The organism is Lysinibacillus sp. 54212, from assembly GCF_036662795.1.
Classification (GTDB): domain Bacteria; phylum Bacillota; class Bacilli; order Bacillales_A; family Planococcaceae; genus Lysinibacillus_B.
On sequence record NZ_JBAFWZ010000001.1, the window covers coordinates 68,159 to 94,886 of the forward strand.

General features: G+C 36.4%; 34 protein-coding genes, 1 pseudogene, 1 riboswitch and 1 other annotated feature. Of the genes and pseudogenes, 20 read left to right on the top strand and 15 right to left on the bottom strand.

From position 1 onward, the window contains the following. Positions 1-23: 23 nt before the first annotated feature. On the bottom strand, positions 24-494 hold the full coding sequence (locus V4T18_RS00350; protein WP_332645303.1) for a YbaK/EbsC family protein: 471 nt from the start codon (positions 492-494) through the stop codon (positions 24-26). Positions 495-629: 135 nt separating this feature from the next. On the opposite strand from V4T18_RS00350, the gene V4T18_RS00355 reads away from it, so the two are divergent. Next, positions 630-902 (top strand): hypothetical protein, encoded by a 273-nt coding sequence (locus V4T18_RS00355; protein WP_332645305.1) that lies wholly within the window; start codon positions 630-632, stop codon positions 900-902. A 31-nt stretch (positions 903-933) separates the two neighbouring features. Then, positions 934-1,413: an HXXEE domain-containing protein gene (locus V4T18_RS00360; RefSeq protein WP_332645307.1), complete on the top strand. Its 480-nt coding sequence runs from the start codon at positions 934-936 to the stop codon at positions 1,411-1,413. Between the two features lie 108 nt (positions 1,414-1,521). On the opposite strand, the gene V4T18_RS00365 is transcribed toward V4T18_RS00360, so the two are convergent. Continuing rightward, positions 1,522-2,070 carry a biotin transporter BioY gene (locus tag V4T18_RS00365; protein ID WP_332645310.1) on the bottom strand — a complete coding sequence of 183 codons (549 nt, stop codon included), beginning with the start codon at positions 2,068-2,070 and terminating at the stop codon, positions 1,522-1,524. A 213-nt stretch (positions 2,071-2,283) separates the two neighbouring features. Here V4T18_RS00365 and lepB point away from each other — a divergent pair, with 213 nt between their 5' ends. The 3 genes from lepB (at position 2,284) to V4T18_RS00380 (ending at position 3,353) form a co-directional block, all read left to right on the top strand. Beyond that, positions 2,284-2,823, top strand: coding sequence for a signal peptidase I (gene lepB, locus V4T18_RS00370; protein ID WP_442916883.1), 540 nt, complete (start codon positions 2,284-2,286; stop codon positions 2,821-2,823). Positions 2,824-2,848: 25 nt separating this feature from the next. Beyond that, entirely contained in the window at positions 2,849-3,001 is a 153-nt protein-coding gene (locus V4T18_RS00375; protein WP_332645315.1) for a hypothetical protein, read from the top strand. 220 nt (positions 3,002-3,221) lie between these two features. Continuing rightward, positions 3,222-3,353, top strand: a complete 132-nt coding sequence (locus V4T18_RS00380) for a hypothetical protein (protein ID WP_332645317.1) — start codon at positions 3,222-3,224, stop codon at positions 3,351-3,353. A gap of 147 nt (positions 3,354-3,500) precedes the next feature. On the opposite strand, the gene V4T18_RS00385 is transcribed toward V4T18_RS00380, so the two are convergent. Next, positions 3,501-4,382, bottom strand: a complete 882-nt coding sequence (locus V4T18_RS00385; RefSeq protein ID WP_332645320.1) for a LysR family transcriptional regulator — start codon at positions 4,380-4,382, stop codon at positions 3,501-3,503. Positions 4,383-4,492: 110 nt separating this feature from the next. Between V4T18_RS00385 and V4T18_RS00390 the strand changes: the two genes are divergently transcribed. The 6 genes and pseudogenes from V4T18_RS00390 to V4T18_RS00415 all read left to right on the top strand — a co-directional run bounded on the left by V4T18_RS00390 (position 4,493) and on the right by V4T18_RS00415 (position 8,575). Beyond that, the gene (locus V4T18_RS00390) at positions 4,493-5,515 is read left to right on the top strand and encodes a DUF2332 domain-containing protein (protein WP_332645323.1); all 1,023 of its coding nucleotides are present in this window, start codon (positions 4,493-4,495) and stop codon (positions 5,513-5,515) included. 101 nt (positions 5,516-5,616) lie between these two features. Further along, positions 5,617-6,204: a dienelactone hydrolase family protein gene (locus V4T18_RS00395; protein ID WP_332645324.1), complete on the top strand. Its 588-nt coding sequence runs from the start codon at positions 5,617-5,619 to the stop codon at positions 6,202-6,204. A 17-nt stretch (positions 6,205-6,221) separates the two neighbouring features. Continuing rightward, positions 6,222-6,830, top strand: coding sequence for a peptidase E (locus tag V4T18_RS00400; protein WP_332645325.1), 609 nt, complete (start codon positions 6,222-6,224; stop codon positions 6,828-6,830). An 18-nt stretch (positions 6,831-6,848) separates the two neighbouring features. Then, positions 6,849-7,682: pseudogene (locus tag V4T18_RS00405) on the top strand (alpha/beta fold hydrolase). Positions 7,683-7,697: 15 nt separating this feature from the next. Continuing rightward, a complete protein-coding gene (locus V4T18_RS00410; RefSeq protein WP_332645328.1) occupies positions 7,698-8,192 on the top strand; it encodes a GNAT family N-acetyltransferase in 495 nt (164 codons plus the stop codon). Between the two features lie 17 nt (positions 8,193-8,209). Beyond that, positions 8,210-8,575 carry a hypothetical protein gene (locus V4T18_RS00415; protein WP_332645329.1) on the top strand — a complete coding sequence of 122 codons (366 nt, stop codon included), beginning with the start codon at positions 8,210-8,212 and terminating at the stop codon, positions 8,573-8,575. 52 nt (positions 8,576-8,627) lie between these two features. Here the strand turns inward: V4T18_RS00415 and V4T18_RS00420 are convergent, their stop codons facing one another. Continuing rightward, a complete protein-coding gene (locus tag V4T18_RS00420) occupies positions 8,628-9,200 on the bottom strand; it encodes a hypothetical protein (protein WP_332645331.1) in 573 nt (190 codons plus the stop codon). Between the two features lie 246 nt (positions 9,201-9,446). Here V4T18_RS00420 and V4T18_RS00425 point away from each other — a divergent pair, with 246 nt between their 5' ends. From V4T18_RS00425 to V4T18_RS00435, 3 genes are all read left to right on the top strand, one after another. Beyond that, the gene (locus tag V4T18_RS00425) at positions 9,447-10,472 is read left to right on the top strand and encodes a beta-carotene 15,15'-monooxygenase (RefSeq protein ID WP_332645333.1); all 1,026 of its coding nucleotides are present in this window, start codon (positions 9,447-9,449) and stop codon (positions 10,470-10,472) included. A 120-nt stretch (positions 10,473-10,592) separates the two neighbouring features. Further along, positions 10,593-11,171: a GNAT family N-acetyltransferase gene (locus V4T18_RS00430; RefSeq protein ID WP_332645334.1), complete on the top strand. Its 579-nt coding sequence runs from the start codon at positions 10,593-10,595 to the stop codon at positions 11,169-11,171. A gap of 246 nt (positions 11,172-11,417) precedes the next feature. Further along, positions 11,418-11,493, top strand: a riboswitch (glycine riboswitch). 250 nt (positions 11,494-11,743) lie between these two features. Further along, positions 11,744-13,081 carry an amino acid permease gene (locus V4T18_RS00435; protein WP_332645336.1) on the top strand — a complete coding sequence of 446 codons (1,338 nt, stop codon included), beginning with the start codon at positions 11,744-11,746 and terminating at the stop codon, positions 13,079-13,081. A gap of 82 nt (positions 13,082-13,163) precedes the next feature. Here the strand turns inward: V4T18_RS00435 and V4T18_RS00440 are convergent, their stop codons facing one another. Beyond that, complete coding sequence (locus V4T18_RS00440) at positions 13,164-14,084, bottom strand: aminoglycoside phosphotransferase family protein (RefSeq protein WP_332645339.1); 921 nt, start codon at positions 14,082-14,084, stop codon at positions 13,164-13,166. Between the two features lie 66 nt (positions 14,085-14,150). Continuing rightward, entirely contained in the window at positions 14,151-14,930 is a 780-nt protein-coding gene (locus V4T18_RS00445) for a class I SAM-dependent DNA methyltransferase (protein ID WP_332645888.1), read from the bottom strand. A gap of 175 nt (positions 14,931-15,105) precedes the next feature. Between V4T18_RS00445 and V4T18_RS00450 the strand changes: the two genes are divergently transcribed. Continuing rightward, positions 15,106-16,092, top strand: a complete 987-nt coding sequence (locus V4T18_RS00450) for a ring-cleaving dioxygenase (protein ID WP_332645341.1) — start codon at positions 15,106-15,108, stop codon at positions 16,090-16,092. Positions 16,093-16,144: 52 nt separating this feature from the next. On the opposite strand, the gene V4T18_RS00455 is transcribed toward V4T18_RS00450, so the two are convergent. The 4 genes from V4T18_RS00455 to V4T18_RS00470 all read right to left on the bottom strand — a co-directional run bounded on the left by V4T18_RS00455 (position 16,145) and on the right by V4T18_RS00470 (position 18,433). Further along, a complete protein-coding gene (locus V4T18_RS00455) occupies positions 16,145-16,741 on the bottom strand; it encodes a YdcF family protein (RefSeq protein ID WP_332645342.1) in 597 nt (198 codons plus the stop codon). Positions 16,742-16,793: 52 nt separating this feature from the next. Then, on the bottom strand, positions 16,794-17,342 hold the full coding sequence (locus V4T18_RS00460; protein ID WP_332645345.1) for a DinB family protein: 549 nt from the start codon (positions 17,340-17,342) through the stop codon (positions 16,794-16,796). A 249-nt stretch (positions 17,343-17,591) separates the two neighbouring features. Continuing rightward, on the bottom strand, positions 17,592-18,128 hold the full coding sequence (locus V4T18_RS00465; protein ID WP_332645347.1) for a hypothetical protein: 537 nt from the start codon (positions 18,126-18,128) through the stop codon (positions 17,592-17,594). Positions 18,129-18,268: 140 nt separating this feature from the next. Beyond that, positions 18,269-18,433: a hypothetical protein gene (locus V4T18_RS00470; RefSeq protein WP_332645349.1), complete on the bottom strand. Its 165-nt coding sequence runs from the start codon at positions 18,431-18,433 to the stop codon at positions 18,269-18,271. Between the two features lie 62 nt (positions 18,434-18,495). Here V4T18_RS00470 and V4T18_RS00475 point away from each other — a divergent pair, with 62 nt between their 5' ends. Then, positions 18,496-19,230: a DUF3784 domain-containing protein gene (locus V4T18_RS00475; protein WP_332645350.1), complete on the top strand. Its 735-nt coding sequence runs from the start codon at positions 18,496-18,498 to the stop codon at positions 19,228-19,230. Positions 19,231-19,264: 34 nt separating this feature from the next. Here V4T18_RS00475 and V4T18_RS00480 read toward each other — a convergent pair whose 3' ends face one another. After that, positions 19,265-19,990, bottom strand: coding sequence for a YwaF family protein (locus V4T18_RS00480; RefSeq protein WP_332645351.1), 726 nt, complete (start codon positions 19,988-19,990; stop codon positions 19,265-19,267). Between the two features lie 165 nt (positions 19,991-20,155). Here V4T18_RS00480 and V4T18_RS00485 point away from each other — a divergent pair, with 165 nt between their 5' ends. The 3 genes from V4T18_RS00485 to V4T18_RS00495 all read left to right on the top strand — a co-directional run bounded on the left by V4T18_RS00485 (position 20,156) and on the right by V4T18_RS00495 (position 22,338). Beyond that, positions 20,156-21,403 (top strand): DNA polymerase IV, encoded by a 1,248-nt coding sequence (locus tag V4T18_RS00485; RefSeq protein WP_332645352.1) that lies wholly within the window; start codon positions 20,156-20,158, stop codon positions 21,401-21,403. A gap of 82 nt (positions 21,404-21,485) precedes the next feature. After that, positions 21,486-21,962 (top strand): hypothetical protein, encoded by a 477-nt coding sequence (locus tag V4T18_RS00490; RefSeq protein WP_332645354.1) that lies wholly within the window; start codon positions 21,486-21,488, stop codon positions 21,960-21,962. Between the two features lie 145 nt (positions 21,963-22,107). Beyond that, on the top strand, positions 22,108-22,338 hold the full coding sequence (locus V4T18_RS00495; RefSeq protein WP_332645355.1) for an acyl-phosphate glycerol 3-phosphate acyltransferase: 231 nt from the start codon (positions 22,108-22,110) through the stop codon (positions 22,336-22,338). Positions 22,339-22,456: 118 nt separating this feature from the next. Here the strand turns inward: V4T18_RS00495 and V4T18_RS00500 are convergent, their stop codons facing one another. From V4T18_RS00500 to proC, 4 genes are all read right to left on the bottom strand, one after another. Further along, positions 22,457-22,708 carry a hypothetical protein gene (locus V4T18_RS00500; RefSeq protein WP_442916881.1) on the bottom strand — a complete coding sequence of 84 codons (252 nt, stop codon included), beginning with the start codon at positions 22,706-22,708 and terminating at the stop codon, positions 22,457-22,459. Between the two features lie 192 nt (positions 22,709-22,900). Further along, complete coding sequence (locus V4T18_RS00505) at positions 22,901-23,335, bottom strand: hypothetical protein (RefSeq protein ID WP_332645360.1); 435 nt, start codon at positions 23,333-23,335, stop codon at positions 22,901-22,903. A gap of 126 nt (positions 23,336-23,461) precedes the next feature. Further along, the gene (gene namA / locus V4T18_RS00510) at positions 23,462-24,472 is read right to left on the bottom strand and encodes an NADPH dehydrogenase NamA (protein WP_332645362.1); all 1,011 of its coding nucleotides are present in this window, start codon (positions 24,470-24,472) and stop codon (positions 23,462-23,464) included. A 21-nt stretch (positions 24,473-24,493) separates the two neighbouring features. Continuing rightward, complete coding sequence (proC, locus tag V4T18_RS00515; protein WP_332645365.1) at positions 24,494-25,300, bottom strand: pyrroline-5-carboxylate reductase; 807 nt, start codon at positions 25,298-25,300, stop codon at positions 24,494-24,496. Between the two features lie 42 nt (positions 25,301-25,342). Then, positions 25,343-25,553, bottom strand: a binding site (T-box leader). Between the two features lie 127 nt (positions 25,554-25,680). Between proC and V4T18_RS00520 the strand changes: the two genes are divergently transcribed. Continuing rightward, positions 25,681-26,622 (top strand): MBL fold metallo-hydrolase, encoded by a 942-nt coding sequence (locus V4T18_RS00520; protein ID WP_332645367.1) that lies wholly within the window; start codon positions 25,681-25,683, stop codon positions 26,620-26,622. Positions 26,623-26,728 lie beyond the last annotated feature (106 nt).

The window sequence follows — 26,728 nt, forward strand, 5'->3', positions numbered from 1 at the left end:
GCACAGCTTTTTTTACTTTTTTTTTACTCCCAGCCTTTACACACATCCACCCATTTTTCAAAAGGTGTATAAGCTTCAAGTTCAGCTAGTGTTAGCTCGATGGCAGAATTGCTGCTACCGCATGCAGGAAAAACTGTTAGGAAGCGTTTTAATGATTCGTCTAAATAAATTGTCACATCCTCGTTCACTCCAAAAGGACAAACACCACCAACATCATGACCAATTCGGTCTTCCACTTCTTCTTTTGCGACCATTTTTGCCTTTACTCCAAATGTAGACTTGAATTTTGCATTATCAATTTTTGCATCTCCAGCTGCTACGACTAGCATTGTTTCATCATCGATAACGAATGATAGGGTCTTTGCAATTCGCTCTGGCTCACATCCTAACGCCTGCGCGGCTAATTCGACTGTTGCCGAGCTTTCATTTAATTCCTGTATACGGTTTTGGATATCCCACTGTGCAAAATGATCACGAACTTTTTCAATAGCCATATGTATCTCCTCCTTTAACTTCCATACATTTTAACATAATTTTCGGAATTTATTGAGTGAGACTCTTTGAATGCTTAACTAGATTAGGAACTTTTTCCCTAGTATTTCGTGTTAGATGAAAAGGGGTGTTGAATTTTGCAGAAAATAATGCGCGGGCTCGTGATTGGGACGGTTGTTTTACCGATTATTATAGGAGCGGGAGTAGTATATACGAAAAATATAACGGAAAAGGAGCAACTCGTTTTAAATGAGGTAATGGCACATGTGAACGATGATAAAATTGGTATAGAGCATTTAAAAATAGTGAAACCGACATTTTTTTCAGGGTATGATGAATGGTATGTTGAAAGAGCTGATACGAAAGAAAGGTATCAATATCAGAAGGGGAATGTTGTCAAAATAAAATAATTAAATTTCACTACTAAGAATGGGGAATTGTATGAAAAGTTATTATGCTATGTTTTTCTGCCTAGCTATTACATTACATAATATAGAAGAAGCATTATGGTTGCCTGAGTGGTCTCAACAAGGTCAAGTCTTTCAAAAATCAGTAGCTCCAGGTGAATTTTATTTTGCCGTTATCATTATTACAGCCTTTGCATATTTATCTTCTTTTCTATTTTTATATTTTCCAAAATCAAACTTTGCCAGAAGGCTATTTATTGGATTTGTAGGAGCTATGATAATCAATGCAATTTTCCCTCACTTACTAGCTACTATTTTAATGAAAAGCTATGCACCAGGCCTTTTGACAGCCCTGCTATTAAATGTACCAATTAATCTATTCATTCTTTATCACTTAAACAAAGATTGTATAACTTCCAAAAAAGAATTGATAATTTCTACAATTGGTATGAGCGTAGTATTATTAGCCTGTATTCCGATTTTGTTAGTCTTAGGGGCTAAATTAACGGCATAATAACATTGACTATAAAAGGGAGGCTCATGAACTTTTTAACCCTCAACTTAAATAAAAAAATGGTGTGAATATTTCGGTTCACACCATTTATATAAGGAGAATACCATTCTAAGCTAATGTAGGTAATAGCTTTGCACGCATTAAACGATCGCGAACAATAACGCCAACCCAAGCAGCGATTAATCCTTTTACGACACCAACAACTAAGAATGGCGCAACGCCACCAACCCATGCAGCTGTCCATGATAAATCATTGCTTACTTTCAACCATACAGCACCAAATAATAAAGTTACAAACATGCCTAGCATATTGGCAATTACTGCATGTGTAAACGACACACCTGCAAATTTAAAATATAGTCCCATTACGAGCGAACAAGCGATAAAGCCTACAATATAGCCGCCAGTAGGTCCAACTAAATGTACAGCTCCACCAGAGAATCCTTGGAATACTGGTAACCCAATAGCACCGAGTAGTACATATAGTAAAACAGAATATGTCCCGAACTTAATACCTAGTATTGTTACAACTAAACCAACAGCAAGGGTTTGCCCTGTAATTGGAATAAGTGGTAGTGGGATTGACACCTGTGCTAACGCAGCAATAATTGCTGCACAGAAAGCTGTCAGGATATAAGGATAAACAGAATTTTTCATAACACACCTCTTTGCGTAAACTCTTATTAAAAATAAGTTAACGTAAGAATAAACGACAAAGAAAAGAATGTCAATATAGTTAAAAGTTTTGTAGAGAGAATTCTTTAAAAAAAGAATATTCGAAACCTTTTTGCTGTTTATGTCGTATAATTAATAGTTAATATAAGGAAGCGGGGGAGGAACTTGGAAGAGAGTAAAATCAAAAATGAATTGATGGAATGGCTAAAGGCTTGTGTATTTGCTTTTGCAGTCGTTTGGATTGTAAACGCCTTTCTATTTTCACCAGTAAAGGTGAAAGGTGCTTCTATGATGCCGACAGTTGAGGAAGGAGAACGGGTCATTGTCAATAAAATCGGAAAGTCATTCTCGGACTTTGAGCGTTCAGATATTATTGTATTTGAAGAAAGCCCAGGTACTTACTTTATAAAACGAGTAATCGGTATTCCTGGAGATACGATTGAATACAAAAATGATGTCCTCTATGTGAATGGTGAGAAGGTAGAGGAGCCTTACTTAGATACGAATAAAGAGGGTTTAGTAGATACTGGGACTTTGACAGAGGACTTTACACTTTATGATTATACAGGTGAGCAGAAAGTTCCTGAGGGACAATTGTTTGTATTAGGGGATAATCGAAGAAAAAGCTCTGACAGTCGGGATTCACGCGTTGGGTTTATTGAGATCGAGAGTGTTCTAGGGACAACAAATATCGTTTCATGGCCAGTTCAAAAAATACGTATCATAAATAACTAGCAACAATGGTATCCGGGGGGTTACTATGGATTACAAAACACTTATACTGCAGTATATTTTACCAATTGCATTTGTTTTATGGTTTACAGGTACAACGATTGCTTTACAAAGAGAGAGAAATCAATTACTTAAATCCATTCAAAAACTGTTAAATAAAGAGGATGTTAAAAGCGATTAAACTTGAAGATAGGTAGATGAATAATTTACGAGCTTTCTTTTTATTTTTGTGCAATTTACGTCCGTGATTATAATGCAAGGGTATTCGAGACTGGTGCTAGAATACCCTTTTTCAATGATATTGAATACTACATAATTTTGAAGTATTGTTCAGCAAACAATATTGTTACAATAAATCTATAATGGTATAATTTAGTTCAACCTTACTGGGAGGTATTTTAATGGAAGTGATCGTATATGCTGCTTTGTCTCTTACTTTTATAACTCTGTCCATGGGATATTCCCAAGATTCTAAAATGAAAAAACTAGAAAAACGTATCGAAGAGCTTGAAAAAATAAATGAAATAAAGTGAATGGTTAACTTTTAATGGGAAACCCCTTCTTTTTTTACTCGACATAATGTTTCAATTGCTCAGTATAATTTTTTTCATCCCACTCCTTACTACAAAACAGCCTTAAAAAGTAAAGCTTATAAAATTACATTTTAGGGTTTATAAACTTTATCCAATATAAGATTTTAAAATAAGGTCTCGTAGGTGAATGATATTTTTATTATGCCGAACAGTCATTACATAAACGGAAATATCCGGCAACTTAAATTCATGAAAGGGGACGACATTAAATCGGCCTTCCATCATTTCACGCCGAATAATAAATTGTGGTAAAAATGAAATACCTAGTCCGTCTCGAATGAAACGTTTCACAATATAAGATTGCGAGATAGAAATGGTACGTGAGGCAGCAAATCTTTTTTTCACTAATACCTCTAATGGATACGGTAGACTCGGTATATGTCCAGTAAGTAAAGGGTACTTTTCAAATAACTGATCGATATCATAGAAAGCGCCACTTTCATCATCATATTCGTCTAAAGGTATAACGAAAACGAGAGGACTAGTGAGTAGTAGCTTGCTTTCTACTAAACTACTTTGACTTGAATGAAGTCCAATGCCAATATGTGCTTTTCCTGATTGCAATAGTTCTTCGATGCGATGGGATTCTTCGACCATAAGGTTAATTTCGTAGCCTTGATTTTCTAAAGAGTACTGATAAATTATATGTGGGAGTGTTGTTTCGACAAGCATTGGTGAAATCACAATATTCAGCTTGACAGTTTTATTATTTGCTAATAGTTTTACATTTTGCTCAGTTTCATTCACGATACGTAATATTTTTTCCGCTTCCTCAAGAAAAAACTTCCCTTCCTCTGTAAGCATGACCTTTCCTTTTTCACGTTCAAAAAGTGTGACATGTAAATACGTTTCGAGCTGTTGTATGTGCACACTTATACTAGGCTGAGAAATATATAAGATTTCAGCTGCCTCACGAAAATTCTCTGTTTTTGCTGCAACAACGAATGTTTGTAACCATTTCATCTCCATCCCGATCACCCTATTAGAATTTTTAATTACTTTAATTATAAATGATTAATTCTACTAATAACCAGATTTTTCTATACTAAAAGTAATAAAATATAAGGGGGATGTTTGATATGGATCACTATCAAAAAAGCTTTATACGATTTGCAGAGGCTGAGGCGCAAAACAGCAGTCCATTGTATTTTTTTTTAAGCAAGAAAATTGTAGAAGATGAGGAATTGATGGGAATTGTTCGCGAAATTCCTATTACTCAGCCAAAACCGAATTTATTTTTTGGAGCTATGCATTATTTAGTTTGCAAATCTACAGACCCAATAACAGCGTATTACCCATCCTGTACAGAAAATCCTTACCCAGTTGAAGACAGTTTTCCAGCATTTAAGGCATTTGCTCTAGAGCATAAACAACAATTATTGGCGTTATTTCAAACTCGGCTAGTACAAACAAATGAGGTGAATCGATGTAGTTTTCTTTATCCACTATTTTTTGAAATTGCGAAGAAAAGAAATCGGAGTCTTACTTTAATTGAAATTGGCACAAGTGCTGGATTATTGCTGACACCAGATCTCTATAATTACAGGATCAAAAATGGAGAAGAAACGATACTAATCGAGCGAGAAAAGAATGCACCTAGCCTTTGTTCAGTTAATAAGGGTGAGCCATTGCCAGTGATGGAAGGGGAATTTTTAATGGATCGTAGAATCGGTATTGATTTAAATGTGATTGATTTAGAAAAAAGCGATGATGTTGAATGGATGATAGCACTTATTTGGCCAGAGCATCATGTAAGGAGAGAACGCTTTAAAAAAGCAGCGACAGTTGCAACTACTACCGAAAAAGAGCTTTATCAAGGCGATCTGCTAGAAATATTACCAAATGTATTTAGTACACTGTCACGAAATACTGAAATTATCGTATTTCATACACATGTCGCCAATCAATTTTCTGAAAAATTAAAGGTGCAATTTGAGCAATTGCTATTAGAATTAAGTAAAGATCAACCTTTTTATCATATCTATAACAATATGTATGATGAGAATTTACATCAGGATTTCCTAGGAAATGGTATTTCGATACAAGAAAAAAACATGCCTCGTGGAGATGGACACGGCAATGTTTTTTACTGGATGAACTAAAATTTACAACCATCCTATACTTGGGATGGTTGTTTTTTGTATGACAAAAATATTAGAATGGATAAAACTGTATTATTATTCTGGGGATTAGGAGGTGTTAAATGATTGAATATAAGCGAGGGTCAGAGCATGTGATCGTTTTACTGCATGAAATATATGGAATTAATGAGCATGTAAAAGATACTGCAAAACGATTTTTTAATTTAGGTTATGACGTTATTTGTCCCAACCTTCTTCCAATTGAGTGTCCTTTTACATATGAGGAGGAGCAACAGGCTTATCGTTATTTCATCGAGAACATAGGTTTTGAGAATGGGGCAGCGAGAGTAAAAGAATTACTGCAACCATTATCTAACAACTATAAAAAGGTAACAATTGTTGGCTTCAGTATTGGAGCTACAATTGCGTGGCTTTGCAGTGAGGAGAAGGGGGTTCATTCTATCATCGGGTATTATGGCTCAAGAATACGAGATTATTTATATCTAAAGCCTACTTGCCACACGACTTTATTCTTTGCAGCTCAGGAGAAATCATTTGATGTAAATAAAGTAGCAGAGACAAGACAATGCAATGATGTGCAAGTATCAATATTTGACGCAGATCACGGTTTTGCCGATGCACATTCATCTAATTTCAATGCACAGGCAAGCGAAAAAGCATGGACCTTGTTACAGCAACAACTAAATTGATTAGGAAGTGAATTGTAATGAGACGTCAAATTCTTGCCATTTCAGGTGGAGGTTTTTCAAAGGAAATCCCATCTGAGATTGATAGCTATCTGATTCTTCAAATCCAAAAGGAAAAGATTAAAATTTGCTTTATACCTACAGCGAGCAATGATGCACAGGGCTATATCGATAATTTTTACAAGGCCTTTCCAAACTGTGAGGCAAGCCATATCTTGCAAAATAATTTACAAGAAGCTGCAACAATGGAGCATGTCTTGAGCCAGGATATTTTGTATGTTGGTGGAGGGAATACGAAATCTATGCTAGCTAAATGGCGAGAGGCTGGGTTTCATGATGTCCTACTTGAAGCGTATGAAAAGGGGGTGCTGTTAGCCGGGATTAGTGCAGGTGCCATGTGCTGGTTTGAAAAATGTTTTAGTGAAAATGAACAAGATGAATACGAAGCATTTGATGGACTAGGAATATTAAAAGGTACATTTTGTCCGCATTATGATGATAAAAATCGTAGAGCAGCATTTGCTAGCTGGATTGCTCAGCGGCCAGATTTACAGGCCTATACCCTAACCGATGAGGAATATTTGCATTTTGAAAATGAAGGGCTCAAAGCACATTTAATCACTAAATAGCAAAAGGAGATTAGCGGCATGTGGATTCAACGATTGATCGATACTGAAAGAGGTACTTTTGAGTTATTCGAGAAGGGAACAGGCGAGCCATTGGCGGTTACCCATCTATATAGTGCATTTGATGAGCGAGGGAATACGTTTTCACAGCCGTTTACAGAGCACTATCATGTTTATTTAATCAATTTAAAAGGAGCAGGTCAGTCTGTAAAAGTAGAGGAGGAATTGGAATACAGTTTGGATAATGCTGTTTTTGATTTAGAAGCTATTCGAACTACGCTAGGGCTAGAAAAATGGGCGTTTGCAGGTCATTCTACCGGTGGAATGCTCGCGCTTAAATATGCTATTTATGCACAAGCCAGTTTAACTAAAATTATCGCAGGAGGAGCAGCGGCAAGCTATGAATACGGGCAGGATCCGGCAAGTATTTACTGCCGAGAAAATCCGAACTTTAAAAAAATCGTTGAAATTATGGATGCGCTTAATAATTCTGATACGCCTATTGAAGCGCGGCAAAAATTAGGGTACGAGTGGGCACTAATGTCGTACTATTCAGAAGGAAAGTTACAGGCGGCATTAAAAAAGCCGAATAGTGGGAAAACAGTTGGTCCACGATTGGATTATTTTAGAAAAGTAGATTATCCAGCCTACGATGTTCGTGACGCATAAAAAAATATCGCCTTACCTAGCTATATATATGCAGGGAAATATGATTCACAGTGTCCTATGAAATATGGAGTAGAAATAGCAGGCTGTATTCCAAATGCTAAATTAACGATATTCGAGGAAAGCAATCATTATCAGTTTTCGGAGGAAGAGGGAAGTTTTAATGAGTTTGTGAAGAGTACATTATAAAGGGAGAGTAGAGCTATGATAATAAGAGAAGCAAAAATTGAAGATGCAGCACATATGGCCAAGGTGATGAAGGATGCTGAGGCATCGGGGTTTATGTTATTTTCACCAGGTGAACGGAAAATGGCGCCAGAGCAGATGGGCAAGCTAATTGAGATGCTGAAATCGAAAGTTAAGTCAGCTATTTTTGTTGCACAACATGATGATGAGGTCGTAGGTTATTTGATTGTTCAAGGAGATCAACCAAGTCGTATTGCTCACCGTGCATATATCGTTATTGGAATTGTTAGTAGTTTCAGAGGGAAAGGTATTGGAAAAGCGCTGTTTCAACATGCAGAAGAGTGGGCGAAGGGACAAGGTATACACCGTTTAGAACTTACTGTAATAAAGCATAATGAAGCTGCTTTTAACTTATACAAAAAAATGGGCTACGAGGTTGAAGGTACAAAGCGGGACTCATTATTAGTTGATGGCAGCTACGTTGACGAATACTATATGGCGAAATTAATTTAGCCGAAAAGAGTGGATATATGGTGCAGGTTTATTGTAATGAGGATTGCGGGAATGCCCCGAAGAAAAAATTATGTCTTGATTTTTTAAAGGCTGTAGCGGAGGGACGTACTGACGAAGCAATCACTTTTTGCATACCAGAAATTACAGTCGATATGATCGGTAGAGAAAGTATCCAAGGTCAGGAGAGGCTACAACAGTTCCTACAGCAAATACCAAGTGTTGAAGCATTACATATTCACAGATTGATTACACATGGTAAGGAAGCGGCTGTAAATGGTGAAGTAAAAACAGCGCAAGGTTCGCATTCATTAGCACTTTTCTTTACATTTAATGCGTATAAAAATGCATTTATTAAAAAGTTAGTCGTTTATTTAGTCTTATAAGAAAGTAATCTAATGGAGGAGCATATTAGGATATCCTGATATGCTCCTCCATCTATTCAACAACCTTAAAAATAATCGCTGTATGTATTTTATATGGAATACCATTATCTTCATTTTTAAAATCTGTATGTGCCTCTATTTTATATTGCCCTGGTGGAAAGTTCATTTTAGACATTTTAGAATTTTCGTCTTCACTATAGGGATTACCACCTAATTCCTCAACATATAACCCACCAGTATATTGATATTGCTCGCTAATTGTCTCTCCACTGGCTAAAGGTGTTGTACTATTTGCAAGGAACATAGAAGAGCCAAACTGATAATTTTTTGTAAGGTTGGTTGTTCCTAAAGATACCCATGAACCAGCATATCTTATATGAATAGCTTTTTCCCCGTGATAAGTCAGTTGAGCAACAATATTCAAATCCTCTCCTACCTTATATTGATCTTTTTCGCTTTTTAAGGTTAAAGTAAACGAGCCCTTTTGAATCTCACTTTCTTTAATATTTGTCGGCTGACCTTCAACATGTGTTACTTTTTCTAGTTGATCCTCAACAATTATATCCTTCTCATTGCTGCAAGAAGCTAGTAATAATATACATAGTCCAGCAATAATAAATCTCACACGTCTCCCTCTCTTTCAAGGTGAAAATGAATATTAGTTCTATACTTAATTATTGATAAGAAATTTATTATCCACAACCCTATATTTTACATATTTTCTACAATTATTAAATATCGTTAGATTGTTATGAAATTGTGTATTTCATTCGTCTTTATTTTTGCTGTATTTTCAGAATTGTTTGCTTTAAGGGCTTGTATAAATTTAAAATAGATGTAGAACCTTGCTTTGAAGGAAGGGAGTTACATTATGTTAGTATTGAAGCGAAAGAAAAATCTTTGGTTTGTGTTTGGGCTACTTATTCTCCTCTCAAATATGATGTTATATCGTACTTCATTTGGCCATTCTATTTTACCACAGGAGGCAAATGGGGTTGTGCTTGGCTCGTTAATCGATTTAGCCATTATTGCACCGTTAGCCTTTCTGCTATCACAAAAGAAGTTCTCGGTGAAAAAATTTATTCTTCTAGCAGCGGCGGGCTGTGTTGCTGCACGCTTTATTATTCCAATAGAGCATTTAGAGCCATTTGTAATGTTTACTTGGGTTGGTTTTGCGATTGAAGGGGTAATCATATTATTTGAGTTAGCGTTCGTATCCCTAATTTTCATCTATCTACCAAAAATGATTAGCTATGTTAAGCAGGCAGATTTACCAGTCTTATTCGCATTCCCAAAAGCAGTAGATAAATTCATTCCCCCGCAAAAAATTGTTAGAATACTTTGTACGGAAATGATGATGTTCTACTATGCATTTGCTACTTGGCGAAAGAGTCCACCTAGTGGCGTTACGTTGCATAAAAATACGAGTTACTTTGCTATGCAATTGATGATTATTCATGCAATCCTTATTGAAACGATTGGGATTCATTGGTGGCTACATGATGTTTCACCGATTCTCTCAATCATTTTATTAATTCTCAATATTTATTCGGTGTTGTTCTTTATCGGTGATATGCAGGCCATGCGCTTAACGCCAATTCTTTTTAAGGATGAAGCTGTATTTATAACTGAAGGCCTTATGAAATCTGCTGAAATTTCTTATGACAAAATAGAAGAAATCATTACAGATAAAGAAATACTCGAGCAAAAGCTAACGACAAAAACACTACAATTTATCGTAAGAGATTTTGAGCCATTACAGCCTCAGATTATCTTAAGGATGAAGGAGCCTATTACGGCCGTTTATTATTTAGGTCTCAAAAAGCAATTTAAAGAAGTGGCGATTCGTGTAGATGACCCGCAGCGCTTCCTGCAACAGCTACAAGTGAAAATGTAATTACACATGTCCAAGGGAAATCGGTCCCTTGGATTTTTTGGTGTTGCATTGTTAAAGGGTAATTGTAATAGATGATTGCAGATGTTAAAATAATCCAACAAAGTAGGGAGAATTTCGAAAATGAAAAATGGGGTGAAAAAGTTGAAGTATAGTATAACAGAAAATTCGATAGAGACAGAAAGGCTATTATTACGTCCATTCCATGAGTCTGATGCAGAAGATGTTAGTTTCATGTGTAACAATTATAATGTTTTCAAAAGTACATTGAATCTACCTCATCCATATACATTAGATTGTGCATTAGCTTGGATTGCAGATCATGAACAAAACTTTAAGGACGACCGAATGTATGAATTTGCAATCACAGATAAAAATAGTGGGAAGTTATATGGGGCTATCGGTATTTCAAATCATCAACAATTCAAAAATGGTGAAATGGGCTATTGGATTGGAGAAGAATATTGGGGAAATGGCTATGCTACTGAAGCAGCTAAAGCAATACTAGATTTCGTTTTTAAAGAGAAAAATTATCACCGTGTTTATGCACGTTATTTTAAATCAAATCCGGCTTCAGGAAAAATTATGGAGAAGTGTGGGATGAAATACGAGGGTATACTAAAGGATCATATTTATAAAAATGATTGTTTTGAGGATATAGTTTTTTATGGAATAATTAATCCGATGAATAAAGGTATTTAAATCGATAAAATAGTAAATGGAAAGTCTTATAAGTTGCGTTTAATTCTGTAGAAAAATGCTCGTAAATGTTGTGGTTATTCGTTTTATATCATATTATTTTCTTTTATTCCGGTATTCTGAAAAATAAAAGTATTGCAAGATTATGCTCTCGCTGATAGGATTGTTACTATCTTGAAATAATACATCGACTTGTTGTGATGGCAAGTCAATAATAGCGCGTTGATTGCTATGGATCAAACTATAGCAGGAGCATTTTCTGGAGAGTACGCATTTGCGTCGCCGAAGGGTTCACTATCTCAGGCAAAAGGACAGAGGGGTAATAAAGAAAGCTTTTTATGCTTTACGATTTGTAAGTGTTTACGATTATTGACGATTTATTGTCAATATTGATTCGTTACTTTAACATACATTCGTTTTCAGTTATTCTTTTGTATATGAGACTAGTGCTATTTGCCACTAGTCTCTTTATTTTTGTACTAATATTATTTTTAGTAGATTTATAAAAAGCTACAAAAGTGAACCCGCTTGATGTGTATTTATTGTTCAGGAGTTAACATCTTGGAGGGATCAGCATGGAACAACATTTAAAGCGGGATTTAAAAAATCGGCACGTCCAATTAATTGCGATTGGCGGCACGATCGGTACGGGACTATTTTTAGGGTCCGGGAAAGCCATTGCACTTGCGGGGCCGTCCATTATTTTAGCGTATTTAATCGTCGGTATTGCTCTATTTTTCGTGATGCGTGCACTAGGGGAGCTACTACTGTCAAATACGGGTTACACATCATTTACTGATTTTGCAAGTGAATATATCGGACCTTGGGCGGGCTACATAACGGGGTGGACATATTGGTTCTGCTGGATTATGACAGCGATGGCGGACATTATCGCTGTCGGCGTGTATTCACAATATTGGTTTGATATCCCGCAGTGGGTACCTGCAGTTGCATGTTTAGTTGTGTTACTGCTACTAAACTTATTAACGGTAAAGTTATTTGGTGAGTTAGAGTTTTGGTTTGCTCTTATTAAAATTATTACAATCGTTGCATTAATCATCATCGGTGTAATTATGCTGATTACAGGGTTCCAAACAAGTGCAGGGCCTGTATCCCTAGAAAATTTATGGGCACATGGCGGATTCTTCCCAAATGGCATCGGTGGCTTCCTATTAGCCTTCCAAATGGTTGTGTTTGCCTTTGTTGGGGTCGAGCTTGTTGGGATTTCTGCAGCGGAAACAGCCAACCCAACAAAAAATATTCCATCTGCTATTAATAAAATTCCGGTACGAATTTTACTGTTTTATGTAGGTGCTCTTTTTGTTATTTTATGTATTAATCCATGGTACACATTAAATGCAGAAAACAGCCCATTTGTACAAGTATTTACTTTAGCAGGTATTCCGATTGCAGCGGGCTTAATCAATTTTGTTGTGTTAACATCGGCAGCATCAGCAGGGAATAGCGGAATGTTTTCAACGAGCCGTATGCTATATAATTTAGGATCGAACAAACAAGCTAGCCCAGCATTCGCTAGATTAAATAAACGAAGCGTACCACAAAATGCATTAATCGTTTCAACGATTGTTGTATCAGTAGGTGCTCTGTTAAGTAAATTAATGCCGGAAAATGCCTTTAATGTAGTGACAACAATTAGTGCGATTTGCTTTATCTGGGTATGGAGTATTATTTTAATCTCACACATTATTTATAAGCGAAAAAACCGTGCTCTACATGAAGCATCAAGCTTTAAAGCACCGTTTACACCATTTATTAACTATGTAGTACTTGGATTTTTTGTATTTTTACTAATCGTTATGCTTGTTGCTGAAGCTACTCGTACAGCATTGTTGCTAACACCAATCTGGTTTATTATATTAGCTGTGTTATATCGTATGAAACGAAAAAAATAAATATAGAGGAAAAAGGGATCCACCTAAAAACGATTAAAACGTCGGTTTTAGGTGGATGTTTGTTTTCTCAAATTAGAATGCACTAGCTATAATAATTTGGTTCATACCAGCTTGGCTGTGCTCTATTAAAATAATCATGATCCTTTAAAATACGATCTATTTTTTCTAGCATGTTTTCGATATCATCTGGAACTACTTTTAATGTCCATACGATAGATGAAAACACACTCATTGCCAAGTACAGAGAGTATAACTGCCAAAATTCTTTCGGTGGAGCTTCTCGTTGAAAATACCCATTAATTTGTCCAATCGAAAAAGGGACACTAATATTTCTTGTGAAAATGCCGATTTTTAAAAACTCGTGAATTGGATCTCCATAGTCATATCGACCAAAATCGATAATACCTGCTAAAAGATTGTTTTTTATTATAAGATTACCTGGGTGGAAATCATCGTGCTGAAAAATATTTGGACGCCCAAGCATTAAATGCATGTGTTGATTTATAAATTGCATTATCTTCTCGTCTTGATCGAGCTTTATACCACATTTTTTATATGAACCTATATAATGATTATGTTTGATTCGTTTTCTTTCAAACCAAGGCTGTATATGTTCCGGGGCGTGTAGCTTATGCATCTTATACAGTTCTCGACCAGCTTCTAATCCAATTTGATATTGGTCAGAAGGGGCTAGCTTAGGTAAAACCATTTCACCATCATTACCTTCAATATAAGTGCTAATCATATAGCCTTTTCCTGCAATTTCTCCGACTTCAATTGCTCTTATAGCTTTTACATTTATTGCTTCAATTCTTCTCAGTATATCTAGTTCATTCATTTTATTTTCTAACTGATTGATTGGGAATAATCTTAATAAATATCTTTCGACCGAATCTTGTAAAGAAATGATGTATTTTTCCTCTAACGAAAATCCTTTGTCGATTTTTATGATGTCCTTATAATGTTTAAATCCAGCAATTTCATTTAAAATACGATCAATCATAGGTTTACCTCCTCAAACAAGGTGCCTGTTCAATTGTTTTACCTTTTAACAAAGAGATGCTTTTGCCTATTTCCTCGAGCCCTTTTTACAAACGTAAATCATTTCATAACTATCCTTCGTTATAGGAGTTTCTTGCCAATCTTTGTAGAGATGTAAAATCTCAAACCCATGATAATGCAATAATCGATTCATCTCTTTTGGGAATACATACCTTAAACTAATATGAGTTCGCATTTCATTTATTATTTCACCAGCATCGTTTTTATATTTTCTAATCGTCGTATAGTGTTGAATCTGATTTAATGAGTCATACTCGCTAATAGTGAAAAGGTCAACTATTTGCTTAGTTTCACTGTCCCTATAACTACGCCAATATTCCTCTGTAGGTGGTTGTATTAATTCCTCGGTGCTTGGAAAACGAGTGCCAAAAATAAATATCCCATCGTTTTCTAAATGTTTGGTTACTGAAGATAAGAATCTATCCTGATCCTCATTCGTAAGCAAGTGCTGAAAGGAATTGCCGACTGAATAAATTAAACTACTTTTTGCATGTAGCGCCAATTTTGTACAGTCCTGCTCAACCCAATTTATTTGTAAATTGAGATTAGCAGACTTATTTTTTGCTTCTGTTAACATGCCATTATGTATATCGACACCTATTAGCTCATATCCATTTTTAGCTAACGGTATTGTAATTCTACCAGTGCCACAAGCTAAATCGATAATGACTCCTTGTTTTTTGGCCGCCCATTTCGATAAAAAGGGGAGTTCAGGAATAAATTGTTCGTTTTCCTTATCGTATAAAGTAGGATTGTCGTATTCTTCGAAATTGTTAAATGTCATCATAATCTCCATTTGTAGTTTAGTCATTGTAAATTTTTTCAATCTGACCTAATAATAAATCATTTTCAGAAAAAATAGAATAGGTGCTCTTTGTGACAAATCTTTCTAATTAGACAATCGAAAAGGGATGTGATATCATTATCTCGAATTCGAGATATTTTTCGAGGAGGAATTTAAAATGAAAACATTAAAAGGTGTACACCACGTAACTGCGATTACGAGTAGTGCAGAAGAAAACTATAAATTTTTCACATATGTTCTGGGGATGCGTTTAGTAAAAAAGACGGTAAATCAGGATGATATTCAAACATATCACTTATTTTTCGCAGACGATAAAGGGTCAGCTGGAACGGATATGACATTTTTCGATTTTCCTGGTATTCCAAAGGGGGAGCATGGTACTAACGAAATTTCACGTACTGCATTCCGCGTTCCGACAGATGCAGCGCTTGACTATTGGGTAAAACGCTTTGATCGTTTAGAGGTAAAGCATTCAGGAATACAAGAGCAATTTGGGAAAAAGGTAATCAACTTTGTGGATTTCGACGAGCAGCAATACCAATTAATTTCGGATGAGCATAATGCAGGAGTAGCTTCAGGTACACCATGGCAAAATGGTCCGGTTCCGTTAGAGTTTGCTGTTACAGGTTTAGGTCCAGTGCATATTTGTATCTCAAACTTTGATTACTTACGTCAGGTACTCGAGCGTGTAATGGAATTTAAGTTAAGGGCAGAAAATGGAAGCAGCTATTTATTTGAAGTTGGTGAAGGTGGAAACGGAGCAAGTATTATTGTCGAGCATAATGATGAGCTACCGATTTCACGCCAAGGCTTCGGTACTGTGCACCATGCTGCATTCCGTGTGGATGATAAAGAAATGCTACTAGACTGGCAGCAGCAATTTGAGTCATTTGGATTCAACACTTCTGGCTATGTAGATCGCTATTTCTTCCAATCATTATATACGCGCGTAGCTCCACAAATTTTATTTGAGCTTGCAACGGACGGCCCTGGATTTATGGGCGATGAGCCTTATGAAACGTTAGGAGAAAAGCTATCTCTACCACCATTCTTTGAAAGCAAACGCGAACAAATTGAGCAGCTTGTACGCCCAATCGATACAGTTCGTAGTACAATTCAATTTGAAAAAGAATATGAGGCGTAAGGTGCCGATAATCAAAAACCCATCATCTATTAGCTGGGTTTTTTGATTTTGGTTACCTAAAAGGCTGACTGATAATATAACCTATATAGAAAAACAACTCTCGTAAAAAGAACGGGAGTTTACTTTTCAAAGACGTATAAACAGAGCTTTGTGTAGGGGATGAGTATGCTTCCATTCCCGTGTTTTTTGCCATTAGTATAGCCCTTTTCATATGCAACGGGTCGCTTACAATCGTAAATGTATTGAAGTCATGCTCAACCCCAATTTCATAAGCGTACTGTAAGTTCTCTTCTGTGATTTTGGACTTAGTTTCTATTAGGATATCTTCAGGATTAACATTGTTTTCTATAGCATAATCCCTTGCAACCTCAGATTCTGCGTATGGATCACCTTCGCCTTTGCCACCAGTGAAAATGATTTTATCTACATATTCATTCTCATAAAGCCAGATAGAATGATTGATCCTCTCGCGTAAAACAGGAGATGGTTCATCATCCCAAGCGGCAGCACCAAGTACCACAGCCACATCGGTTTTAACTAATTGCATTTTTTTACTAAAAGACAAAATGCTAAAAGCTGAATAGCCTATGAATATTAGAAAAATAACTATTATGGCAAAGGGTATTCTTAAACCTAATTTTTTGGTCAATCTCAATCAATCCTTTAGCTAGCATTTTTCTGAAGATACCCAAAAGCCAATATTAATCTAAGTTATAATATTTTTTACATAATAGAAAATGATGTTTCTCATGTATACCTAGTATGTTAATACATTGAATTAAATTAGGATAATGAGCGATTGGATCCGGGTAACGTATATGTCCAGCAACGTTATCGCTAATATTAGAAAGTATTTTTTGTAAATATCTTGTTTCAATATCGAGCTCGCTTAATATCCATTGAAATGAAATTTTCTCTTTAATATCTTTTGGTGGCATTAAAACGAAAGGTGCTTTCATAGGTTTGTTATGCTTAGCTGTATATTCAGTGAATATGTCTTCACTATGTAATTTGTATGGCTTTTCGCTTCTTAGTTTAGCAACGGGCTTAGCAATCGGTAAAAAAGATTTATTTAACTGTCTAAATAGTTTAATCATTAAGTATAAATGATAATATGTCTCTCCAATTGACCACTTGTCTTCTTGAGGACGTTCCCATTCTTTCTCTTTTAAATTTTTTATCTCATTAGCAAATTGTTCTCGTTGCTCATAAATGACGGTAAAATAATTTTTCATGTATATACTTTTCATAACGTCTCCTATGAAATCTAAAGTTTTTTATATTATTAGTATAGCGCAAAATTATTCCATTATTTAACTGATGTAAGATATGCAACGTATCAATTGTATCGTTTACCAGGTTCGACAATTATCCTCATAGAAAGGAAGTCGACAAAGAAAATATGATTCTGTTTTACCTGGGCTTTTTTAGAAGGTATCCTATCATGCATAAAAAGCCCGTTACCAATGAAGAGTAACGTGTTTTCGTACAAGTATATATTATTCATCAGGCCAGTTTATAATAATACCTTCTGCTTTTTCGATTCCTGAAACGATAGTTCTAAGTTTTTTTAAATAATTTTCTTTAGTCCAATCAAATGCCCCTTCGTTGTCAAAGCCTTGTTGGGTTAGTAGTGTATTGAACCTAATTAAATTCAATTTCATTTCCTCTAAGGTTTCTGGTGAAATCTCGGAATTAGTAATATAAGAATATCTTTCAAAGTAGATACTTAACTTCAAAAGTATTGCAGTATCATCTTTGTCTATTGTTTTACTCGTTACCCCAATGGTGAGCGCATGTGCAACGCTCGTACTTGTTTCTTCTAATTCGTTCGAAAGGAAGTCCAAATCAGACCAATTTTCGTTTTCTTGTTTAGAGATGGTATCGTGTAATTTAAATAGCGGATCGGTTGCGTTTGTTATAAGCGTCCGGTTGGTTACGTAGTTCAATTGATTAACAGACATGACAACAACTAAAATTAGGACAATATTTAAAAATATTGAAGCTGAAATTAATATTTTATGTTTTTTATTCAATATCAATCACTCATTCCTTAATTGCAAGACTATTATAGAGTTGTTGCAAAATTAATTCCAAAAATTATCTGATAGTTGAATAATTGGTAATTTTATCGTATTAATGATTATAATCTAAATCTTCCATTAATTCGAGCCCTTTACATATTTTTGAATAATGCTTGTTTAAACTGACTTGCAATGCCTTGACCATCTTCATATGGATTTAATAGATTTTGTGTAAATGCTGGAGGCTTTCCGCCATCAAGAGCAGCGATGCCAACGGTGAATTGAATCTGTATGGAATATGTGTAAGGTAGTTTCAAGTGGTGTACAATAAATACATATACATATTCTAAGTTAGTTATTTAGAAAAGGAGTGAGCGTTTTGATTCTGTGGATATTAACAGCATTCTTAGTCTTTCTCGGCTTTGCTGTACACAAATTAAAATGGTATTTTTTAATTTCGGGCTATAATACGATGTCGAAGGAGCAAAAGAAAAATGTCGATGTTAAAAACCTTAGCCGTTTAGTTGGCTATTATTGTTATTTTCTAGCCTTTTTATTTTTAGTGCTAGGCATTTTAAGCTGGCAGGAGCAAACAGCGTATTTTATACCAATTTTCATTTTGCTTTTCGTATCTGCAATTTACGTTGTGATCAAATCACAAAAATATAACGGGAATCTATTTGATGAGCATGGGAAGCTTCGTAAAGGGGCGGGCAAAAAGTTCAAAATACCACTCATTATTTCAGCAGTCGCTTTTGTAGGGGGTGGGATTTTGATTTATTTTTCTATGCAGCCAACAAAGGTTGAGCTTAAAGCTGATGCCCTTGAAATTAGCGGGATGTATGGGGATACGTATGAGTGGGGAGAAATAGAAAGATTAGCTCTTATGGAGGAACTCCCTAAAATTTCGATACGAACAAACGGCTCTGCTATCGGCTCTAGTTTAAAAGGGCATTTTAAATTTAATAATGGTGACAAGGTAAAGCTATTTATTGATAAAAGCAGCCCACCGTTTATTTCATTCGTTTCAAACGGGCAACATGTCATTTTTAATTTAGAAGAGGCGGACAAAACAGAGGAAATGTATGAGCAAATGCAAGAGCGTGTACAGTAGCATGGAAGCCATCGTTTGATAAGAAACGATGGCTTTATTTTATAACGAAGCATTTTTTTATGGCAAAGAACAGGCTATACTGAATATTCCATAGAACTAGAACAAGTAAGACTAATCCTAAAATATAACCAGGGTTGCCTAGCCACGTTTCTAGCAGCTCAAGTGGAGAATCTGGTGCTGGCCAATTGATAAACATAAAATTTGTGTTCGCAAGCTTATTTAATACATATGTCGGTGGTACGACCATAAGTAAAAAATAAATGCCGTAACGAATATTCCACCAGCGCGGCTTGATTTCCGATGAGGCTAATAAAAAAATACAATAGTAAAGCAAGAGAGCATGAAACAAAAAGCCATGAAAATGCAAGTAACTAAAGACCGGCTCGATTGCCCAACCTGGAAAAATAAGTGCCGATAATGTTCCTGGGAGCGTAATAGAAAATAGTACCTCTTGAATAAATGGGCTCGGCTTATAGATTTGGAGTCCAATCACAAACATACCAAGCCCACATAAATGAAGTGGCAAAGTGTAAATAGTATAGCTACCTGTTATTAGTGCTTCAATTTGCTTAATGCTTTCTAATAGTAGAAGTGAAAGAAAAATCGTCATTTTATATTTAAATTTTAATTCGTTGGAAGCTTTTTTATAGCGGGGCGTTAATAGTAAAAGTATACCGAGAACAAGGATTAACCAGCCAATGTGAATCGATTGAAATAATTCAAAGCCTGTATGAAAAGTATCTATAGTTAATAAGGTCATTCCATTGCACCCCTTACTAGTAGGATCTACTGAAAGATGTAATCTTATATCTTATGTATACGTCGTGTATTCTATTTAATTTTATCGTATCATAAGAAAAATATGGTGTGAATGGTGCGAGGGTTGTGATAAGATTCGTTCATTGATTAAAGGGGGGAAGAATGCATGACTAAGAGCGCTCGCATCATTTTACATATTGATATGAATAGTTTCTATGCGTCTGTTGAGCAAATCTACTCCCCAGAGCTAAAGGGAAAGCCTGTTGCCATAGCAGGAAACCCGAAGGAACGTCGAGGCATCATTATCACGTGCAGCTACGAGGCGCGGGCAAAGGGTGTTTTCACAACACAACGGGTGTCCGATGCCTTAAAGGTATGTCCGGAGCTCATTGTGATGTCACCAAATTTTGACCGGTACCGAGATGCATCCAAAAAGTTCTTTAATTTACTAAAGGAATTTACCCCACTCGTTGAGCCCGTTTCTATCGATGAAAGCTATGTAGATATTAGTGTGCTTGACAATGGAAAACACCCGTTAGAAACAGTTCAAGAAATTCAAAATCGAATCTTAAACGAGCTTGGGCTTCCGTGTTCAATAGGTGTTGCTCCAAATAAGTTTCTAGCAAAAATGGCATCAAATTATAAAAAGCCGCTTGGTATTACTGTGATTCGAAAACGTGATATACAAGATATCCTATGGCCATTAGATGTGATCGAGATGCACGGTGTAGGTAGAAAAACGGCAGAAAAGCTAAAGAGCTTAAACATCGCAACGATTGGGGATTTAGCAAAAGCTGATCAACATACGATGCATAAACTTTTTGGGATTAATGGGCCTCGTTTAGTTGAAAAGGCGAACGGTGAGGACAAAAGAGAGGTTAATCCTGATTCCATTTATGATACGAAAAGTGTTGGCAATTCAACGACGCTGCCACATGATGTGTCTGAGAGCCATGAATTACGAGATATTATTTTCACGTTAGCTGAAAAGGTAAGTGACCGATTAAAGGCAAAGGGGTTAGTCGGTACAACAGTCGGTATCCAAATAAAGTATGGCGATTGGAAAAACCAAACGAACAGCAAAAGAATTCAAAATGGCATCGATGAGAGTGCTCAGATTTTTGAAATTGCCTGGGATTTATTTTTAGAGCATTGGAAGGAAAAACCAGTGAGGTTATTAGGTGTAACAGTTGGCAATGTCATCGACAAAATAGATAGCACAGAGCAATTATCAATTTTTAATTTTGAAGAGCATGTGAAGGAAGAGCCAATTATCGATGTGATGCACAAGCTAGAGCGAAAATTTGGTGAGGGCATCATTAAGCGCGGTGTAAAAGGAAAAAGGGCTGGGAAATATCATGCAAACACCAGTTTTAGTAAGGATTTTTTAGATGATTTGAGGGATGACAATTGAAGTATTATTTCTCTTATCAATGAATGATTTCATGGTCTAATAAATATGTCTATACTAAGGACTCTTATAATGGAGGACATAGATGAAAAAGTGGCTGATATTGGTAATCCTACTTTGTGCCGGCTGTTCAAGCTCTGACTATTCACTTTCGGGATCCTTCGAGCAAATTTCGCAAAAAGAATATAAATCCATGATCAAAAAATACGAGCTGAATAATATCGAAAGAAAAGATTTTTATGAAGTGAGCATTGTCTTTGAATGGAAATCGAATAAAAAAATCAAACATTTTAATGTGTATTTAATTGATAATTTGGAAGAAATAATTAATGAATATGATGGGGCATCTGGTTATTTCTCGAAATCGACTATTTCTAATATCGATTATGAAGAGTTTACTGTTGCATATGAAACTCAATTTTTATTCTATGCTAAAAATAGTAATGGAGCTAAAATTAAAGAGCTTTTCAGGGGTGAAAAATTTATCGTTAGTAGAGTAGAGGATGGGAAAGAAGTTCAAGATATTATTGGAATTGATAGTTTGATTAATGTTAGCAAATGATAGGGTCATTGATAACAAAAAGTGTATCCAAACGAGGGTATGCTTTTTTGTTTACGGAATGTTCGATAATGCTATTTTTAATAGAACCACTTGTAGCAATTTTTGCCTTAAGCGAGTTATAATTACATAGAAAGGGGATGAACATATGAATCAACCAAAAATGAATCCAGCTGTCTTGAGATTGCTCGTAATTTTTCCGAATGTACTTAGCTACTTATTATTGTTCGGCGTTATTATTTATATAGTAACAAACTTTGGTGGTTTAAAAGAAGCAGGAGCATTAAACTTTTGGCTAATCTTACTTGCTGTTTTAGCACCAATGGCAATCTATACTACATACTCGATTGTCAAACGTATGAAGGCAGGGGTCCTATAATTATAATGAGAGGATTTTATGCAAAGTGCATAAATCCTCGTTTGCTTTTTATTAAAAAAAAGAGATAGACTTTTAAATATACCTATCCCTTTATATAATGAGTATATTTATATAGCTCCTATTCCGCCTTTGGATAATATTCTGGATTCCAAATATGAGTGAAGCCGATTTCTTCATCGGTTAACATGTAAAATTCTTTGCTAACTTGGTCTTCATGCTGATTACCAAGGTCGTTATTTGTTGCATCAATATGTCGCCACATTCCGTCCACCTTGACCAAATTCCAAGCATGGAGCCTTGTATCGGCTATGTCCTCAATTAAATCGCCAACAATACAGCGTGTTTCAATACCAGCCTGGGTTAAAAGCATATACATGGCCATTGCTTAGGCCTGACAAACGCCTTTTCCATATAAAAAGAAGCCAGAAGGGGAATGATTCGTCAGAAGTTCTTCATCGAAATTATATTCCATACCATTGATCACAGCGCTATGAATCCTTTCGACAATCTCAGCCTCAGATTTAGCTTGTCTATCTAGACTTTCAAGTACTTCCTTTTTAGCCTAGTTAATCGAAGCCATTTCAATTTTATTTGTTGTGAACAATGAACTCATATCAAATAAAACAGCATCTTCTACTTGTTCAAAGTGCAAGTTAAATTGCAGCAAGGTACCAGCAATAAAATCCTCTTGCTGTACGATGTCGTTCATTACACGATCGAATAGTTGATCAGGTTTTTCTTCATTTCCCTTATATAAAATGGCCATACGCATATCGAATTGCTGAAGATTTTCGATAAGAATCGCTTTCAGTTCAGCTTCATTTTTTACTGTAAACACATGACCGTAAACTGGGCGAACGTATGATTCGTTATGAATTAACGTTTGAATTGTTTCGTTCATTTTGTTTTCAAAGAAGGGCTCAATTGCGATCCCTTCTTGAATACTACGATAGTAAAAAATCTTTTCAGAAGAAAGGTTAGGAGCTGATGTCTTCATTGTCGGTGTACGCTGCTCCTCATTATATATAGAAGATGTTTCTTGTTTATCATTTTGCTTTCAGCCTACTAACAATAACAATAAAACAATCGCAACATAGCCTTTCATCCAAATAGCCTCCTAAGGTTACCAGGCTCTCTTATACGTTGGGCTTGGCGTTTCAATTTCTATCCCTAATTGCATTGCAGCGCGGTAAGGGAAATATGGATCACGTAATAGCTCGCGTCCGATAAAAATCAAATCCGCTTTGTTTTCCTGTAAAATACGCTCGGCCTCTAATCCGGTTGTAATCAAGCCAACAGTACCAGTAGGGATTCCTGATATCTTTACTGTCTCTGAAAAAGGGACTTGATACAGTGGATATGCCTCAATCGTCGCTGGTACGACACCACCAGAGGAAACGTCAATTAAATCAACGTTCTGTGCTGCCATCCAGCGTGCGAAAATTACATAATCCTCAGGCTCTAATCCGCCATCACGGTAGTCCTTTGCAGAAACACGAACAAGTAGGGGACCTTCCCAAATCGAACGAACCGCGTCAATTACCTCACGTAACAGTCGATAACGATTTTCAGGACTTCCACCGTATTCATCCTGTCGTTTATTTGTTAGTGGAGATAAGAATTCGCTAATTAAGTAGCCATGTGCACCGTGAATTTCAAGTACATCAAATCCGGCTTTCTTAGCGCGAATTGCACCTTGTTTAAAGGCCTCCACAACATATGCAATATCCTCCGTTGTCATTTCAGTTGGTGTGTTATACGTTTCATCGAAGGCAATGGCAGAAGGGGCATATGTAGGTCCTTCTACTGTAGCTTTTCGTCCAGCATGTGCAAGCTGTATGCCAGTTTTGGCGTTGAAGGCCTTCATTTGCCCGACTAGCTCTGAAAGGCCTTCAATATGTGCATCACTCCAAATACCGAGATCGCGATTTGATATACGTCCTTCAGGTACGATTCCTGTAGCCTCGAGCAGTACTAATCCAACCTGACCCATTGCACGTGAAGTATAATGAATGATATGGAATGGCTGAACGAATCCATCGTCCTTTGCCTCATACATGCACATTGGTGCCATTACGATTCGATTTTTTAATAGAATAGACTGGAGTTGATAGGGTTCAAATAATTTGGCCATAGAAAGGCTCCTTTCCTTAATTTAAATGCCTTTAGCTAATTCTCGAGAGCGTGCCTCTGCACTTTTAACGCAGGCACTAATTGTTTCATTAAAGTGATTTTCCTCTAGCGCTCGAATGCCAGCCTCCGTTGTGCCACCTGGACTTGTAACTTTCCGTCGAAGCTCATCAGGCTCTTCGTTAATTGCTTGTAGCATAGCAGCTGATCCCGCAATCGTTTGCACCATTAGTTGACGAACAACTTCCTTCGTAAGGCCGAATTCCGTCCCGGCTTTTTCAAAAGCTTCTATTAAATAATAAAGGTAGGCTGGACCACTACCTGAAAGTGCTGTTACAGCGTGAAGCTGATCCTCGTCTACTTCAATAACTAGCCCAATCGCATCAAGCATCTTTATATAATCTTGCTTTTGTTTATCGCTTACTCGCTCATTAAAGGAAATACCACTTGCTGACATTCCAATTGTAGCAGAAGTATTTGGCATGACTCGAGCAATTGGGCGGTTGCCTAATCCCTGCCCAATCGTTTCGATAGCAATGCCTGCTAGCACCGATAAAATAGCAGTATCCTTTGAAATATATGGCTGAAGAGATTCCATTGCAGTCTGCACATCTTTAGGTTTCATTGCTAGTATAAGTAAATCTGCATCCTGAATATGAGATAGACTTGATAAAATTTTTACGCCATATTTATTATTTAAATATTGTAAACGCTCCTGGTCTGAACGATTTGTCACATAAATTTGCTCTGGAAGAACACAGGATTTCTCAATCCAACCTCCAATTAAAGCTTCCGCCATTGAACCAGCGCCTAAAAAAACAACCTTTTGCATAAAATGCCTCCTTAAAAATAAAAAAAGCGCTCTCGTCCTCAAAATAAGGACGAAAACACTATAGTTTCCGCGGTACCACCTTAGTTCACGATTATCGTGCAACTTTTAGCCTTTTTATCGCAAAGGGTACGGTTATGTTGTCATAACAGCTCGGAAGTAGGTTCGATAAACTGAGCGGACTATACTGCTTTCACCAAATGCAGTACTCTCTTAAGTCATCAATCAATGTACTTGTCTTCGTCTACGCATAAATTTAGAATTATCCAAAATTATATAAGTAGCATACTCAAGTGTCAACCTTTACCGTGACGAATTAAGAAAAAAAGTGTAAAATAGAATGAATAATCATTCATTTTCAATAAAATAAGGGGTTGTTTTCAATGCAAGTACACAAAATTATCATTCCAACACCGTATCCAGTGGGGGATGTGAATGCATTTTTAGTGAAAGGGGATGCGTTAACACTATTTGATGCTGGACCAAAAACAGAGGAGGCTTACGAGGCACTAAAATGGGGAATTCGTTCGGCGGGCTACGAGATGAAGGATATAGAACAGGTAGTGTTGACTCATCATCATCCGGATCATGCTGGATGGGTAGATGCATTTCCACATGCTGAAGTACTTGGGCACCGATATGTTGATTACTGGATGCGCCAGGCAGAAGATTTTATTTCATATCGAAATGCTTTTTATATTCATGAACTAGAGCGTGAAGGAGTTCCTAAGCAGATTATACAGGACATTGTTGAAGTTAGAGGGGAGATGGAGCTATTTGGCACACGTCCGTTGACAGGCTTTTTAGCAGAGGGCGACGAAGTTCCAGGTCATCATAAGCTAAAAGTATATGAAACACCAGGGCATGCACAAAGTCATTTAATTTTTGTTGAGGAAGGCTCGAATGAAGGTATTGGTGGGGATTTATTATTAGAGGGAGTATCCTCTAATCCACTTGTAGAGCCACCGAATGAACTTGCTGGGGATCGCCCGAAATCTTTGCTTCAATATAATGCGTCGTTAAAAAAGTTAAGGGATTTACAAGTGTCAAAGCTGTATACAGGGCATGGAGGAGAGGTTTATAATAGTGCAGAACTTATTAATGACCGGCTGGAAAAGCAAAAGCAGAGGGCATTTAAAGTACGTGAAATGCTAGAGGAACCAAAAACAGTATTTGATGTAACGAAAATGTTGTTTGAGAAAATTTACAAAAAGCAGCCTGGTTTAACGCTTTCAGAAACACTTGGTCAGCTGGATTATTTAGTGGATAATCAGCTGGCTCAAATAATTGTACGAGAAGATATCGAGTTCTATCAAAAAGTATAAATTGAATGATCAACACCCCTTGCTTTTGTGTCGCAAGGGGTGTTGATATTCGAAGAGAGTATAAATTTTTAGAGTTTGAGCAGTGTCTAGCTTCGGCGTCAGACCC